Raw genomic sequence first — 15068 nt, forward strand, 5'->3', positions numbered from 1 at the left:
AGCGGAGTCGCATGAACGGGGGAGGACGCATGAGCGAGCGGGAACCGCTGCGGGTGGTCATCGCCGATGATCAGGCCCTCGTCCGTACCGGGTTCGCGATGATCCTGGCCGCCGAGGGGATCGACGTCGTCGGGGAGGCCGCCGACGGCGGGAAGGCCGTCGACGAGGTCCGCAGGACCCGGCCCGACGTCGTGCTCATGGACATCCGGATGCCCGAGGTCGACGGCCTGGAGGCCACGCGGCGCATTCTGTCCGCCGGACCGTACGTGCCGCGCGTCATCATCCTGACGACCTTCGACCTCGACCGGTACGTCTACGCCGCGCTCAGCGCGGGCGCCAGCGGGTTCCTCCTCAAGGACGTCTCGCCCGAGCACCTGGTCGCCGCGGTGCGGCTGGTGCGCTCCGGCGACGCGCTGCTCGCCCCGAGCATCACCCGCCGGCTCATCGAGCGGTTCGCCCGCCACGACGGCCAGGCCGCGACCCTGCACCGCGACCTGTCGACGCTCACCCCCCGAGAGCTCGACGTGCTCCGGCTGCTGGCGCGCGGGCTGAGCAACGCCGAGCTCGCCGGCAGGCTCCAGGTCAGCGACGCCACCGTGAAGACCCACGTGACGCGGATCCTGTCCAAACTCGGCCTGCGCGACCGCGCCCAGGCGATCGTCGTCGCCTACGAGACGGGCCTCGTCGTCCCGGGCGGAGCCGGCGGCGGGGAGTCCTGACCCCCTGGGGGCGGCCGATCGCGGCGCGGAATGTCGGTGCCGGGGCGTAGGTTGAATCTCATACCGGGGACCGTGGCCGTCGGCCCGCCCGATCCAGGAGCCGCCGAGGCGGCCAGCGAGCGCAGCAAGCGGAGGAGCATCGTGCGGCCTGTCACCGATCTTCAGCGGAAGGTGGCGCCCTTCGAGGTCGTCACCGAGATGACCCCGTCCGGTGACCAGCCGGGCGCGATCGCCGAGCTGGAGCGGCGCGTCAATCGCGGCGACAAGGACGCGGTGCTCCTGGGCGCGACCGGCACCGGCAAGACCGCGACGGTCGCCTGGCTGATCGAGAAGGTGCAGCGCCCGACCCTCGTCATGCAGCCGAACAAGACGCTTGCCGCGCAGTTCGCCAACGAGCTGCGCGAGATGCTGCCGAACAACGCCGTCGAGTACTTCGTCTCCTACTACGACTACTACCAGCCCGAGGCGTACGTTCCGCAGACCGACACCTACATCGAGAAGGACTCCTCGATCAACGACGAGGTGGAGCGGCTGCGGCACTCGGCGACCAACTCGCTGCTGACCCGCCGCGACACGATCGTGGTCGCGTCGGTGTCCTGCATCTACGGCCTGGGCACCCCGCAGGAGTACGTCGACCGCATGGTGCGGCTGCGCGTCGGCGACGAGATCGAGCGGGACGAGCTGCTGCGCCGGCTCGTCGCGATGCAGTACGCCCGTAACGACCTGGCGTTCACCCGCGGCACGTTCCGGGTGCGCGGCGACACGATCGAGATCATCCCGCAGTACGAAGAGCTCGCCATCCGCATCGAGATGTTCGGCGACGAGATCGAGAAGCTCGCCACGCTGCACCCGCTGACCGGTGAGGTGATCACCGAGGACGAGGAGCTGTACATCTTCCCGGCCTCGCACTACGTCGCGGGCCCGGAGCGCATGGAGCGCGCCATCAACGGCATCGAGACGGAGCTGGAGCAGCGGCTCGCCGAGATGGAGCGGCAGGGCAAACTGCTGGAGGCCCAGCGGCTGCGGATGCGCACCACGTACGACATCGAGATGATGCGGCAGGTCGGCACCTGCTCCGGCATCGAGAACTACTCCCGGCACATCGACGGCCGTGGTCCCGGCACCGCGCCCAACACCCTCCTCGACTACTTCCCGGAGGACTTCCTCCTCGTCATCGACGAGTCGCACCAGACCACGCCGCAGATCGGCGCGATGTACGAAGGCGACATGTCGCGCAAGCGCACGCTGGTGGACCACGGGTTCCGGCTGCCGAGCGCGATGGACAACCGCCCGCTGAAGTGGGAGGAGTTCCTGGAGCGCATCGGGCAGACGGTGTACCTGTCGGCGACGCCCGGTCCGTACGAGCTGGGCCGGGTCAAGGGCGACGTGGTCGAGCAGGTGATCCGCCCGACCGGCCTGGTCGACCCCGAGGTGGTCATCAAGCCGACCAAGGGGCAGATCGACGACCTGGTCCACGAGATCCGGCAGCGCGCCGAGCGCGACGAGCGGGTGCTGGTCACCACGCTGACCAAGAAGATGGCCGAGGACCTCACCGACTACCTCCTGGAGCTCGGCATCCGGGTGCGCTACCTCCACAGCGAGGTCGACACGCTGCGCCGGGTCGAGCTGCTGCGCGAGCTGCGGCTGGGGGAGTTCGACGTCCTGGTCGGCATCAACCTCCTCCGCGAGGGCCTCGACCTGCCGGAGGTGTCGCTGGTCAGCATCCTCGACGCCGACAAGGAGGGGTTCCTCCGCTCGGAGACCTCGCTGATCCAGACGATCGGCCGTGCCGCGCGAAACGTCTCCGGCCAGGTCCACATGTACGCCGACAAGGTGACTCCGTCGATGGAGCGGGCGATCGACGAGACCAACCGGCGGCGCGCCAAGCAGACGGCCTACAACGAGGCGAACGGTATCGAGCCTACGGCGCTGCGCAAGAAGATCGCCGACATCCTCGACATGCTGGCCCGGGAGGACGCCGACACCGAGGAGCTGATCGGCGGTGCCGGGCGGCAGCAGAGCCGGGGCAAGGCCCCGGTGCCGGGCCTGTCCTCCAAGCAGCGGGCCGGCCGGCACGCCGCGGACCTCGTGGGCGAGCGGCCGCGCGAGGAGATGGAGGCCCTCATCGACCAGATGACGCAGCAGATGCACCACGCGGCGGAGGAGCTGCAGTTCGAGATGGCGGCCCGGCTCCGCGACGAGATCAAGGAGCTGAAGCGCGAGCTGCGCGACATGAAGGAGGCCGGCGTCCGGTAACCGGGCCCTCCGGTTCGGCCCGCACCACGGGTCGAAAGGACATTCGGCCCGCACTGCGGGCCAAAGGGACATACAGCCCGCATTGCGGGGCCGAAGGGGCATTCGGCCCGCATTGCGGGGCCGAAAGGACACCGGGCCCGCACCAATGATCGGTGCGGGCCCGGTGAGGCACTTCTAAGCCTTAGAGCGGGGTCACGTCCTCCGCCTGCGGGCCCTTCGGGCCCTGGGTCGTCTGGAAGCTGACTCGCTGGTTCTCCTCCAGGCTACGGAAGCCCGAGGAGGTGATCGCCGAGTAGTGCACGAAAACGTCCGGGCCGCCGCCGTCAGGAGCGATGAATCCGAAGCCCTTGTCGGCGTTGAACCACTTGACGGTACCTTCTGCCACTTTCTTTCTTCTCTCCTTCTTGGGAGCCTCACCGAGACGCCGGTCGGCGTTCCGGGGCTGCGTTACGGACCTTTGCTTACGTCCGCGAAGACTATCCCGGAGAAGCGAAAACGCCCGCCGTCAAAACTTCCTGCGGGCGTTCAAGTAAAACTCAACACGTACGAGGAAACTACGACTGCAACACCTCGGATGCTATCCCCTCCCCGGTACCCCGGCAAGCGTGCTGATCATCGCGCCGCCCCGGAGGCCCCTCGCGGCGGAGTTCATGGCTCGCTCCCGGCGCGGGGAGATGAGATCATGATCTCGGGGGCGGAGGTGGTGCATGGTCGCGCTCGCGGCACTGGGGAGAAGCATCCGTACCCGCCGTGGCCTGCTCGTCCTGGTCCCGGCGGTCGTCGCGGTCCTGATCGGCGCGCTGGTCGTTCCGTTGGCGGTGACCGGGCAGTGCCGGCTCTTCGGCTCCGGCTGTGGGATCCCGCGCATCCGGTTCGTCCCTCCGCCGACCCGGCTCACCGGGTTGCAGGCCGCCCTTCGCGGCGGCTACGTCGCCCTCGGCGATTCCTACTCCTCGGGGGAGGGCACCTGGGATCTCACCGCCGACCGCGGGTACGCCGGCGGCGGAGCCCAGGACTGTCACCGCTCCCAGGGCTCGTACTTCGCGACCGTGCTGCGGGGCTTCCGGTTCGCCCTCGGCGGAACGCTGTGGGCCTGCAGCGGCGCGCGGATCGACGACGTCCTGCACGGCGGCCGGTACGGCGAGCCGGCCCAGATCGACCGTCTGCGACCGGACACCAGCCTGGTGACGCTCACCATCGGCGGCAACGACATCGGCTTCTCGGAGATCGTCACCCGGTGCGTCGTGCGGCTCCCGTGGTCGTCGGCCTGCCGTGACCAGGACGCCGGCATCCGGGCGCGGATGGCCGCCGTGCCCGCCGGGCTGGCCTCGGTGTTCGATCAGATCGGGCGGCGGGCGCCGAACGCGCGGATCGTCGTGCTGGGCTATCCCCGGCCGTTCCCCGTGCGGCCCGGCCGCTCGGTGGACAACATCGGCGTCGCCGACCAAGTCTACCTCAACGGTGTCGTCCGCGCCCTCGACGACGTCATCGCCGACGCGGCCCGGCGCGCCGACGGGGAACTGGCGGCGGCCGGCCGGCCGGGCACCGTGGAGTTCGCCGACGGGTACGCCGCGTTCGACGGGCACGAGCTCGGGACGGCGCAGCCGTACCTGAACCCACTCAAGATCGACTTCGGGGCGCTGGCGGCCGAACCCCGCAGCTTCCACCCGAACCAGCTCGGTTACGGTGCCTTCGCGCAGCTCATCGACCGGCAGATCCAGTCCGGCCCGGCCCGGCCGGTGTACCAGTACCGCCGCTGATGGGCCCTCTCCCAGCCGCTGACGGACTTTCTCCCGGCCGCTGACGGGTTCCCGGCCCCCGGTGGCGGACGGGCTCTCTCCCGGCCGCTGACGGGCCCGTTCCCGGCCGCGGACCGGAGACCCCCGGCGTGCGCGAGCCGGTCTACCGGCAGGGTGTCAGGCCGGGGGCCGGTGTGCCGCCGGCCAGTTGGCCGCAGACGGCGGTGGGCGTCGCTCCGAGGTCCCGCCCGGACACCTTGACCAGGGTGAGCGCCCGGCGGCCGGAGCCGCCGGTGACGTGCTGGTCGCGGGTGAAGTCGATCAGGCCGGTGGCTCCCTGGTAGCTGAGGTTCGGCAGGGTCAGCAGGACCGCGCCCGAGGTGACGGACGCGCTGCCCGGGGCACGGGACACGCCGTGCGCGGCCAGGTCCAGGGTCCCGAAGGCGTTCTCCGCCGCGCGCGCCAGCGCGGACGCCGAGTCGTACGCCATGATCATCTGCCCATCCCCCAGCAGGGCCGTGCGATCCGCCGGGCCGATCCCGAGCTCGTTCCGGGCGAGGACGAAGAACGGGTTGTCGGTGTCCCGGCCCCCCGCCAGGAGGTTCGGCAGGTAGGTGAACGTCGTGTAGTAGACGGTCATCGACCGGGGCAGCAGCACGTCGGTGCGGCCGGTGCCGAACCGCGACCGCGACACCTCGTCCCCGCCGAGCACGGTCAGCTCGCGGTCGGCGCAGCCGCCGTCGCGGAGCGCGTTGATCAGGCCGCCGAGGTCCTCGGTACGCCCGGCGAAGTACACCAGGGCGTAGGGGTCTCCCGTCGACCCGCGGCACGCCGCCCGTACCTTGGCGCCGATGTCGTCGATGCCGTCGTAGCGCAGCATGGTCGAGGACGGGCCGAGCGCCAGCGCCCGCCGCGCGTCCTCGGCCAGCTCCGCGCCGTAGTCGCTGCCCTCCGAGCCGGGCGAGCGGTAGACGACCAGCGTGCGGCCGGCGCGCCGGCTCCCCAGGGCCTTGCGGGCGACCACGGCCTCGTCGTTGTCGGTGGCGGCCAGGCCGTAGAACTGCGGGAGCGCGCGGAGGGTGTCGGAGGAGTTGACCGGGTCGACCACCGCGAGGCCGGCGGCATTGAGCCGGCGGATGGCCTTCTGGGACTCGGCGGTGTTGCGGCCCAGGCCGACCACGCCGACGACCGTGCGGTCCCGCCGGGCCATCGCCAGGATGCGGTCCGCGGCGATCTTCGAGAAGGCCATGTCCTGCCCGGCGTTCACGGCGAGCAGCCGGATCTTCAGCGGGTTGTCGCCGCCGCCCGCCTGGGCCCGGTTGTTGCCGCGCTGCGCGAGGTACGCGCCGGCCAGCTGGCGGATCGTGCTCACCGCGCTGCTCTCCTGGCCGTCGGCCGACGTCATCATCCCGACGTACAGGATCGTCACGTACGGCCGGTGGGTGCCCAGCACCCAGGCGTTCTCCGCCGCGATGCGGTTCTCCAGGTCGGCGAGGGTGATCTGACCTGCGGTGTGGGCGGCGTCGGGCCGGACGCTCGTGCCGCCCAGCGCCGTGCTGAGAGGGTCCCGTTCGAAGCGGACGCCCTTGGTGGCGATGCCGACGCACTCGCGGCTGCCCGCCGCGTCGGTCCGCAGCTGGGTGTCGGTGTTGGCGAAGAACAGCGCGTGCACGCTGCAGTGGGTGGAGGCGAGCTGGGCGTGCAGGTACGACCCGCCGACGGCGAGGGCGGCGAGGAGGGCCAGCAGCGACCGGCCCGACCACAGCCAGGTCCAGCGCGGCCGGGTCCGGGGCTTGAGCGCCGGGGGCGCCGCCCGGGTCGGGCTGCCGGCGGCGATGGGCAGCCGCAGCAGCCACGGCAGGGCGACCTGGGCGCTCGGCCCCTGGGCGCGGGCCAGCGACTCGATCCACTGTTCGTAACGGCCCCGTGGGGACAGCGAGCCCTGGACGCCGCGGGCGCCGGGCAGGTCGTCGATGTCGGCGCGGTGGCCGTGGTCGACGGAGGCCACGACGAGGAGGGGGTGCAGTTCGCTGCGGCGGCTGCGCACGTCGCTCATGGCCAGCAGCAGCCCGACGCCGCCGTTCCGGCGGGTGATGTCCTTCAAAAAGATCACGGACGGGGCGGGCCGCTTGAACCCCCGGAGGGTGGGGGAGAGCCGGCGGTGCCGGGCGCGCAGGTCCTCCAGGAACGCGAAGGTCTTCGTCTGCAGCCAGGACTCCGCCGAGGCGGGCGATCCGGCGGCGAGGGCCTGGTGGACGTGACCGAGCTGGGACTTCAGCCGGCCGCCGAACCCGCGGCTGCCCTGCACGGCGAAGAACGACGAGGCGGCCAGCCAGCGGTACCGCGTGCCGAACCCGACGCGGGACAGGACGGGCAGCCAGATCCTGCGGTTCATCAGGCCGGCGGCGAGCGCGACGGCCGCCAGCAGGACGACGCACATGGCCAGCAGGGTGCCGACGCGCGTCTGGTCGGCGACGCCCTGGGCGACGCCGCCGAAGATCGCGGCGACCAGCACGATGACGGTCGACCACCACACCGGCGCGGTCAGCGGCCGGCGGGTCCACGGCAGCAGGACGGCCGCGTCGTACCACTCCTCGGCGGGCGTGGTCGAGGACGGCTGCGTCCGGTTCTTGGCGGCGGCACTCCTGACCGCCTCTTCGAGGGACCGTACGAGGTCGGATCGGGGGAACCGGTAGCGGCCGGCCGCGGGACGGTCCCCGGGCCACGCGCCGGGCTTGGTCAGCGAGTCGAGCAGGGTGACCTCCGGCGGCGTCCCACCGGGGATCGCGGCCCCCGGATCTCCGGGGCCGGCGGCGCCCTCCGGGGCGTCCGGAGGCGACAGGACGATGTGCGGGATGTCCGCCGCGGCGGCGGCCTGGGCCAGGGCGTCGATGTACGCGCCGGCGGCCACGCCCGGATCGGCCGCCTCCAGCACCATCAGCGGGAACGCCTGGCCGCCGAGCCGCCACGGATGGGCCGTGGTGCGCTCGTCCAGCAGCTCGAGGAGCTCGCGGCCGACCTGGGTCCTGAGGACCTCCTCCCCGGCCGCCTCTGCGGGTTCCGTGACACTCACGCCGCACCCCCGCGAAATCGCACCGCACGACGGTGACGGACCGTCGTGAATGCAGCGTACGAGGCGGATCCGGCGGTTTCACGTCACCTGGGGATGCGTCCCGACCACAACCCGGGATGAGGACATGGCCGATTGACGCGCTCCGCGCCGGCCCGGTCCCGGACCGGCGCGGAGCAGGGCTTTCACTCGCCGGTGATGCGGTTGAGCCGCTCGAGGGCGTCGGCGAACTCCTCGATCATGTCGTAGACGACCTGACGCGCCGGCTTGACGGTGTTCATCAGCCCGACGACCTGGCCGACGAAGTAGTTGGCCAGCTCCCGCGCGCCCTCGTTGCCGGCCTCGGCGGCCTTGCCGATGGGCGCCATCGCGCCCTCGGCGACGATCATCTGCAGGGGCATCGGCAGCGGGCCGGGGCTGTCCGCGGAGTCCCACTCATCGGTCCAGGCGGACCGGAGCTGCCGGGCCGGCTTGCCCGTGCGCGACCGCGAGCGGACGGTGTCCCGGGACGTGGCGGCGAGCATCTTGGCCTTGACCGCGGGCAGGGTCTCGGCCTCCTCGGTCGTCAGCCAGACCGAGCCGCACCAGACGCCCGACGCGCCCAGGGCCAGCGCGGCCGCCATCTGCCGCCCGGTCGCGATGCCGCCCGCGGCGAGGACCGGGAGCGGCGCGACGGCGTCGACGACCTCCGGGACCAGCACCATCGTGGAGATCTCGCCGGTGTGGCCGCCGGCCTCACCGCCCTGCGCCACGATGAGGTCGACCCCGGCCTCGACCTGGCGCCGGGCGTGCTCGACCGTGCCGACCAGCGCCGCCACGGGCACTCCGGCGGCGCGGGCCCGCTCGACCATGACCGGAGGGGGCGGGCCGAGCGCGCTGGCGATCAGCCGGATCGGATGGGCCAGCGCCACGTCGATCAGCTCGGTCGCGCCCTGCTGTGTCACCTGCCGTCCCACGCCGTCGACCCGTGGGTCGCTGCGCGCCTCCGGCGGCGGTGCCGGGACGCCGTACTTCTCGAACAGCCCCTTCAGGAAGTCCCAGTGTTCCGGCGGGACCGCGGACAGCAGCGAGCCGCGGCCGTCCGCCGCCTCCTTGGCGATCTTGCCGGGGACGAGGACGTCGACGCCGTACGGGCGGCCGCCGACGTGCTCGTCGATCCAGCGCAGCTCCTCCTCGAGGCGGTCGGGACTGTAGGCGACCGCGCCGAGCACGCCGAAGCCGCCCGCGTTCGTGACCGCCGCGACGACGTCACGGCAGTGGCTGAAGGCGAACAGCGGGAACTCGATCCCGAACCTGTCACAGACCTCGGTCTTCACGGTCCTCCTCGAAAACGGGATGGCTCTCGCCCTCGTCCGGATGGACGAAGCGCGCACGCAGCGGCAGCCCCTCGCGCGGGGCGGTGACCCCGTGCAGCCGCCCGTACATCCACGGTCCCTCGGCGAGCTCGACCAGCGCCAGCGGCGCGGGGTCGCCGCCGCGCGGGTGCGCGACCGCCCAGGACATGAGGACCGCCCGGCCGCTCGCCTCCGCCCAGTCGAGCTCCTCGGCGCCGCATTCGGGGCAGCCGCCGGCGTCCGGGGCGTACCAGCGGTCGCACGGCGCGCAGCGGCGGAGCATCAGCCGGTCCCGCGCCGCGCCGTCGAAGAACGGACCGGAGCGGGCGTCCCGCCGTACGACGCCGTGCACGTTCATCGATGCCCCTTCGGGTGCGGGCCGACGATCAGGGTCGAGTGGTGGTCGAGGATGCCGCCGTTGCCGCTGACCAGGATCAGGTCGTTACGGGCCGCCTGGCGCTCGCCGCCGTCGCCGCGGGCCTGGATGACCGCCTCCGACAGCGGCGTCATCCCCCACATGTAGTACGCGGACAGCTGCCCGCCGCCGGTGTTGGTCGGCAGCGCCCCGCCGGGGTCGAGCGCGCCGCTCGCGGCGAACGGGCCGCCCTCGCCCTTGGCGCAGAAGCCGTAGTCCTCCAGGGACACCAGCACGGTGTAGGTGTAGCAGTCGTACAGCTGGCACATGGTGATGTCGCCGGTGGTGACGCCGGCCATCTTCATCGCCGCCGGGCCGGAGATCGCGGCGCCGGTCGTCAGCCCGAACTCACTGCCGCGTTCCAGCCGGTGCCCGGGATGGCCCTGCCCCCAGCCCCAGACGTACACCGGTGGCCGCGCGAGGTCGCGGGCGCGCTCGGCGCCGGTGACGATGACGGCGACGCCGCCGTTGGAGACGAGGCAGCAGTCGAGGAGGTGCAGCGGCTCGACGACCCAGCGGGACTCCTGGTGGTCGCGCAGCGAGATCGGCTCCCGCATCTGGGCGAGGGGATTGCCGGCCGCCCAGGCCCGCGTACCGACCGCGATCGCGCCGAACTGCTCGCTGGTCGTGCCGTAGCGGGCCATGTGCCGCCGGGCGGCCAGCGCGTAGTAGGCGTTGACACTGCGGAACCCGAGGGCCGCGCGGAGGCCGTCCAGGCCGTGCCACTCGGGCGCGGTCCGGTCGTACGCCGCGCCCGCCGGGCGTTCGGGCCGCAGCGGCGCGTCGGCGAACACGCAGGCGACGGCGCTCGCCGAGCCCGCGGAGATCATCGACGCGGCGTAGGCCACCATCGCGCCGGCGGAGGCGCCGAACGCGTTCATCGTCGTGAGCAGCCGGAGGTCGCGCAGGCCGAGCGTGCGGGCCAGCTCCACGCCGGGACCGCCCGACATGCCCGGCGCGACGATCAGGCCGTCCAGGTCGGTGAGGGCCAGTCCGGCGTCGGCCGCCGCCGCCCGCACGGCCTGCGCCGCCAGGCGGCGCGGACTGCGGCCGTACACCTTGCCGAGCTCGGTCATGCCGAGCCCGGCGATCGCGGTCTCAGCCATGGCTCACCGTCGCCGCCTCACTCTCGTGCGCGTTCGCCTCCCACCGTACCGAATCATGTTCGGTTATGGGGAGGGGCGTTCAGCGCGTGAGCGCGGTGACGAGGGCGTCGACCAGGGCGCCGCCCGCCTCGCCCGACGGGTCGAGCTCCGGGTCGTAGATGCCCACGTGCATGCCGACCGCGCGCGGGTCGCCGAGAAGGATGGACAGGACCTCGGTGAACTCCGGGAGTGACAGGCCGTCCGGGTTGGGGGAGTCGACCGCCGGCATCACGCTCTTGTCCAGCACGTCCGCGTCGATGTGGATCCAGTGACCCTCGACGGGTGCCGCCGCCAGGTCCCGGCGCGCGGCCTCGGCGGCCGCCGCGGCGCCGTGCTCGCGGACGTACTCGATCGGGTACCGGTGGATCGGCGAGGTGCGGAACGGCTCGAGGTCGAACAGCTCGAGGTCCTCCGGCTCGTACTGCACGCCGATGTGCGCGGCGTGCTCCTCGGCGATGTACGGGCCGAGGCCCTCGATGTCGGTCAGCGCGGCCGGCCCGTGCCCGGTGATGAGCGCGAGCGCCGTGCCCCCGGCGGTGAACCGGCCGTGCCGGCTCGCCGGGTCGCGCCGCGGTGAGTAGTCGTCGTGCCCGTCGAGGTAGACGAACCCGTACGAGCCGCGCCGTCGCAGCGCCAGGGCCGGTCCCAGCGCGATGCCGCAGTCGCCGCCCAGCACGAGCGGGAACCGTCCCGCGTCGAGGAGATCTCCGACGCGGTCCGCGAGTCGTACGGAGAACTCCGCGATCGCCGGTCCGTTCAGGAAGCCGGTGACCGGCTCGGCGGCGAAGGAGTACGGCGGGGGCTCGACCCGGCCCGCGTCGGCCGCGCCGATCCGGTCGACGACGCCGTGCCCGCGCAACGCGGCGGCGAGACCGCGGACCCCGGGCTCGTGGCCCTCGCGCGGCGGCCGGAGCCCGAGGTTCGACGCAGCGTCCAGTACGGCGATCGACCGCTGCACGAGGGCCATGCGCACACCACCTAAGTCGTTACGGTGGTGCCATCCTGGCGGCGATCGATCCGCCGCGTCAACGGGCGAAGCGGTCGGTGGCCTCGATGAGGTGGTGCAGGATGCCCGGCTCGCTGTAGGCGTGCCCCGCGTCGTCGACGAGGTGGAAGTCCGCCTCGGGCCAGGCCTTGTGCAGGTCCCACGCGGTCGCCGCCGGGGTCGCGATGTCGTAGCGGCCCTGCACGATCACGGCCGGGATGTGCCGGATCTTGTCGACGTCCCGGATGAGCTGCCCGTCCTCGAAGAAACCGTCGTTGACGAAGTAGTGGTTCTCGATCCGGGCGAACGCCACCGCGTAGTCGGGGTCGTCCTGCTGCGCGATGATCTCCGGGTCCGGACGCAGCGTGATCGTCGAGCCCTCCCAGACGCTCCACGCCCGCGCCGCCGGGATCCGTACGTCCGGGTCGGGGTCGTTCAGCCGCGCGGCGAACGCGGCGATCAGGTCGTCCCGCTCGTCCTCGGGGATCGGGGCGACGTACTTCTCCCACAGGTCGGGGAAGAGCAACGAGGCGCCCTCCTGGTAGTACCAGTACAGCTCGAACGGCCGCAGCGTGAAGATCCCCCGCAGGACCAGCTCGGTCACCCGGTCTGGATGCGTCTCGGCGTAGGCCAGCGCCAGCGCGCTTCCCCAGGAGCCGCCGAACACCAGCCACCGGTCGATGCCCAGGTGCTCGCGGAGCCGCTCGAGGTCGGCGACGAGGTTCGCGGTGGTGTTGTGCTCCAGGGAGACGGCGGGGTCGCTCGCGTGCGGCCGGCTGCGCCCGCAGTTGCGCTGGTCGAACAGCACGATGCGGTACGCCTCCGGGTCGAACTGCCGCCGGTGCCCGGGCGTGCAGCCGCCGCCCGGCCCGCCGTGCAGCATCACCGCGGGCTTGCCGTCGGGGTTGCCGCAGACCTCCCAGTAGATCTGATCGTCGTCGCCGACGTCGAGCAGCCCGGAGTCGTACGGCTCGATCGGCGGGTAGAGCGTCCTCATGGTGGGAATTCTCGCATCCGACACGCCGACGACCGCACAGCGTGACCGTGGATCGCCTCACGGTGCGTAACCGCTGGTCACGGGCGACGCATCGATTCGCGTAGATCTCGAAATCATCACGAGTTATGCGCCACACCTTGCGTGACATGGCAGACAGCTTGGTGAGACGCCCTTAGAGTTCCCTATGTGAGCGATCTCAACGGTTCGGGCGGTTCCTATGCCGCAGAGGGCGCCGGGTCGTCGTGGGCGCCGAACAACACCAACCCGCCGGCGCGTCCTGACGACACCGACCAACCGGCAGAGGTGGTCGACCGGCTGAGGCAGATGGCCGACATGCTCGCCGGCGCACTCGCGCAGGGCGAGCAGAAGGTCGCCGAGGCCAAACAGGACGCCGCGACGCAGATCGCCGCCGTGCGCGCCGAGCACGAGTCGGTCAAGCAGGAAGCTTCGTCCGCCTGGCAGGAGGTGGAGCGGCTGCGCACCCAGGTGCAGCAGGCGCAGGCCACCGCGCGCCAGATGCTGGCCGAACGCGAGTCCGCGAAACAGGACGCCGCCTCCGCGCTGCAGGAGGTCGAGCGCATCCGCGCCTCGCACGACCAGATGGAGCAGCGCGCCGAGCAGGCCGAGGCCGCCGTCCGCCAGATGATGGCCGAGCGCGAGTCCGCGCAGCAGGAGGCCGCGGCCGCCCGCCAGGAGACCGCCACCGCCCGGCAGGAGACCGCGGCGGCGCGGCAGGAGACGCAGGCCGAGCGGCAGGCCAAGGAGGCCGCCGAGGCGGCGGCGCGGCAGCTGATGGTCGAACGCGAGGCCGCGCAGCAGGAGACGCTCGGTGAGCGGCAGCTCAAGGAGCAGGCCGAGGCCACCGCCCGTGGCCTCATGGCCGAGCGCGACGCCGCCCAGCAGGAGACGCTCGGCGAGCGGCAGGCCAAGGAGCAGGCCGAGGCCACCGCCCGTGGCCTCATGGCCGAGCGGGAGGCCGCCAAGCAGGACGCGGCCGCCGCCCTGCAGGAGGTCGACCGGATGCGCGCCCAGGTCGAGGAGATGGGCCAGCGCGTCGAGCAGTCCGAGGCCGCGATGCGGCAGGCGATCTCCGAGCGGGAGACGGCTCAGCAGGAGGCGCAGACCGCCTGGCAGGAGGGGCTGCGGGCGCGCGCCCAGGCCGAGCAGTCCGAGGCCGCGATGCGCCAGGCCCTGACCGAGCGCGACCAGGCGCAGCGGGAGACCGTCACCGCCCGCCAGGAGACCGACCAGGCCATGGCGCAGGCGCGCCAGGCCGAGCAGCGCGCCGAGCAGGCCGAGGCCGCCGTCCGCCAGCTCATGGCCGAGCGGGAGGCCGCCCAGCGCGAGGCCGGGTCGGCCTGGCAGGAGGTCGAGCGGCTGCGGGTCTCGACCGAGCAGGCCGAGGCCGCGATGCGGCAGGCGTTCACCGAGCGCGACCAGGCACGGGCCGGTGCCGAACAGGCGCAGGCGGTCGCCGACAAGGCCAGGGCGATGGCAGAGCAGGCGGAGGCCGCCACCCGGCAGGCGTTCAGCGAACGCGACCAGATGCGCGAGGACCGCGACGAGGCGCACCGTTCCGCCGGTGAGGCCCAGACGGTGCGCAAGGCCGTCGAGGGCGAGCGCGACCGTATCTCCCAGCACGCGGCCGAGCTGTCCCAGACTCTGGAGGCCGCGCAGATCGAGATGGCCGGCCTACGGGCCAAGATCGCCGAGCTCGAGGCGGCGGCCCTGACCCTGCAGCAGACGGCGGCGGCGTCGGCGAAGGAGGCCGAGGACGCCCGCCGTCGCGCCCAGGAGCTCGACGTCGAGCGCCGCCGGGCGGTGGACCTGGCGACCAAGGCCGAGAGCGGCCGGGATCTCGCCGAGCGGGGACAGGCGCGGGCACAGTCGGAGCTGGCCCAGGCCCAGCGCCGCGCCGAGGACGCCGTGCGCGACCGTGACCAGGCCCAGCGCCGCGCCGATGACGCCGCCCGCGAACGCGACCAGGCCCTCGTGTCCGCCCGGCAGGCCACCTCCGACCGCGACCAGGCCCTCGCGTCGGCCCGGCAGGCGACCACCGAGCGCGACGCCCTCGCCCAGAAGCTGAAGGAACGCGAGGAGTGGGTCGACCAGCTCGCCGAGGCCGTCACCCAGCAGCGCGACGCCCTGGCAGCCCTCTCCACCGAGCGGGACCAGGCGCGCACCGCCGCCGACCAGGCCCGGAAGATCATCGACGAGCTCAGCGGCCAGATCCAGGGCGGCACGCCGAACACCACCGGGAGCTACGCGACCGGCTACCGCTGACGTCTCTTCGACGCCGGATCGGCGGACGCCACCAGGAGAGTCGCCTGTTATCCTGGTGGCCCGTGGACATTCGGTTGTTCGCCACGCCGGTGAACGCCGCGACAACGACCACGGGAGCGTCTTTC

The 15068-nt window shown here is 72.7% G+C and carries 11 protein-coding genes; 4 read left to right on the forward strand and 7 right to left on the reverse strand.

Annotated elements, in window-relative coordinates:
• The first annotated feature begins 29 nt into the window (after positions 1-29).
• Positions 30-719, forward strand: a complete 690-nt coding sequence (locus tag AB0L00_RS43630; RefSeq protein ID WP_364443736.1) for a response regulator transcription factor — start codon at positions 30-32, stop codon at positions 717-719.
• Positions 720-860: 141 nt separating this feature from the next.
• Entirely contained in the window at positions 861-2975 is a 2115-nt protein-coding gene (uvrB, locus tag AB0L00_RS43635; RefSeq protein ID WP_364443737.1) for an excinuclease ABC subunit UvrB, read from the forward strand.
• A 181-nt stretch (positions 2976-3156) separates the two neighbouring features.
• Here the strand turns inward: uvrB and AB0L00_RS43640 are convergent, their stop codons facing one another.
• Entirely contained in the window at positions 3157-3360 is a 204-nt protein-coding gene (locus AB0L00_RS43640; protein WP_252799700.1) for a cold-shock protein, read from the reverse strand.
• 322 nt (positions 3361-3682) lie between these two features.
• On the opposite strand from AB0L00_RS43640, the gene AB0L00_RS43645 reads away from it, so the two are divergent.
• Complete coding sequence (locus AB0L00_RS43645; RefSeq protein WP_364443738.1) at positions 3683-4735, forward strand: SGNH/GDSL hydrolase family protein; 1053 nt, start codon at positions 3683-3685, stop codon at positions 4733-4735.
• Between the two features lie 142 nt (positions 4736-4877).
• Here AB0L00_RS43645 and AB0L00_RS43650 read toward each other — a convergent pair whose 3' ends face one another.
• From AB0L00_RS43650 to pip, 6 genes are all read right to left on the reverse strand, one after another.
• On the reverse strand, positions 4878-7787 hold the full coding sequence (locus AB0L00_RS43650; RefSeq protein WP_364443739.1) for a hypothetical protein: 2910 nt from the start codon (positions 7785-7787) through the stop codon (positions 4878-4880).
• A 182-nt stretch (positions 7788-7969) separates the two neighbouring features.
• Positions 7970-9100, reverse strand: coding sequence for a nitronate monooxygenase family protein (locus tag AB0L00_RS43655; RefSeq protein WP_364443741.1), 1131 nt, complete (start codon positions 9098-9100; stop codon positions 7970-7972).
• The gene (locus AB0L00_RS43660; RefSeq protein WP_364443742.1) at positions 9081-9476 is read right to left on the reverse strand and encodes an OB-fold domain-containing protein; all 396 of its coding nucleotides are present in this window, start codon (positions 9474-9476) and stop codon (positions 9081-9083) included. Before AB0L00_RS43660 ends, AB0L00_RS43655 begins: the two co-directional genes overlap by 20 nt.
• Positions 9473-10639, reverse strand: a complete 1167-nt coding sequence (locus tag AB0L00_RS43665; RefSeq protein ID WP_364443743.1) for a thiolase family protein — start codon at positions 10637-10639, stop codon at positions 9473-9475. The genes AB0L00_RS43660 and AB0L00_RS43665 overlap by 4 nt, the downstream gene beginning before the upstream one ends.
• A 79-nt stretch (positions 10640-10718) precedes the next feature.
• Complete coding sequence (locus tag AB0L00_RS43670) at positions 10719-11645, reverse strand: arginase family protein (RefSeq protein WP_364443745.1); 927 nt, start codon at positions 11643-11645, stop codon at positions 10719-10721.
• Positions 11646-11703: 58 nt separating this feature from the next.
• The gene (pip, locus tag AB0L00_RS43675) at positions 11704-12660 is read right to left on the reverse strand and encodes a prolyl aminopeptidase (protein WP_345363667.1); all 957 of its coding nucleotides are present in this window, start codon (positions 12658-12660) and stop codon (positions 11704-11706) included.
• A gap of 186 nt (positions 12661-12846) precedes the next feature.
• Between pip and AB0L00_RS43680 the strand changes: the two genes are divergently transcribed.
• Positions 12847-14943: a hypothetical protein gene (locus AB0L00_RS43680; RefSeq protein ID WP_364443746.1), complete on the forward strand. Its 2097-nt coding sequence runs from the start codon at positions 12847-12849 to the stop codon at positions 14941-14943.
• Positions 14944-15068 lie beyond the last annotated feature (125 nt).

The sequence above is a fragment of the Actinoallomurus sp. NPDC052308 genome (genome assembly GCF_040679195.1).
Lineage (GTDB): Bacteria > Actinomycetota > Actinomycetes > Streptosporangiales > Streptosporangiaceae > Actinoallomurus > Actinoallomurus liliacearum.

Coding starts and splice junctions, on each gene's coding strand:
- pip (WP_345363667.1), bottom strand. CDS start 12,660: ATGAGGACGCTCTACCCGCCGATCGAGCCGTACGACTCCGGGCTGCTC.
- AB0L00_RS43665 (WP_364443743.1), bottom strand. CDS start 10,639: ATGGCTGAGACCGCGATCGCCGGGCTCGGCATGACCGAGCTCGGCAAG.
- AB0L00_RS43630 (WP_364443736.1), top strand. CDS start 30: ATGAGCGAGCGGGAACCGCTGCGGGTGGTCATCGCCGATGATCAGGCC.
- AB0L00_RS43645 (WP_364443738.1), top strand. CDS start 3,683: ATGGTCGCGCTCGCGGCACTGGGGAGAAGCATCCGTACCCGCCGTGGC.
- AB0L00_RS43670 (WP_364443745.1), bottom strand. CDS start 11,645: ATGGCCCTCGTGCAGCGGTCGATCGCCGTACTGGACGCTGCGTCGAAC.
- AB0L00_RS43660 (WP_364443742.1), bottom strand. CDS start 9,476: ATGAACGTGCACGGCGTCGTACGGCGGGACGCCCGCTCCGGTCCGTTC.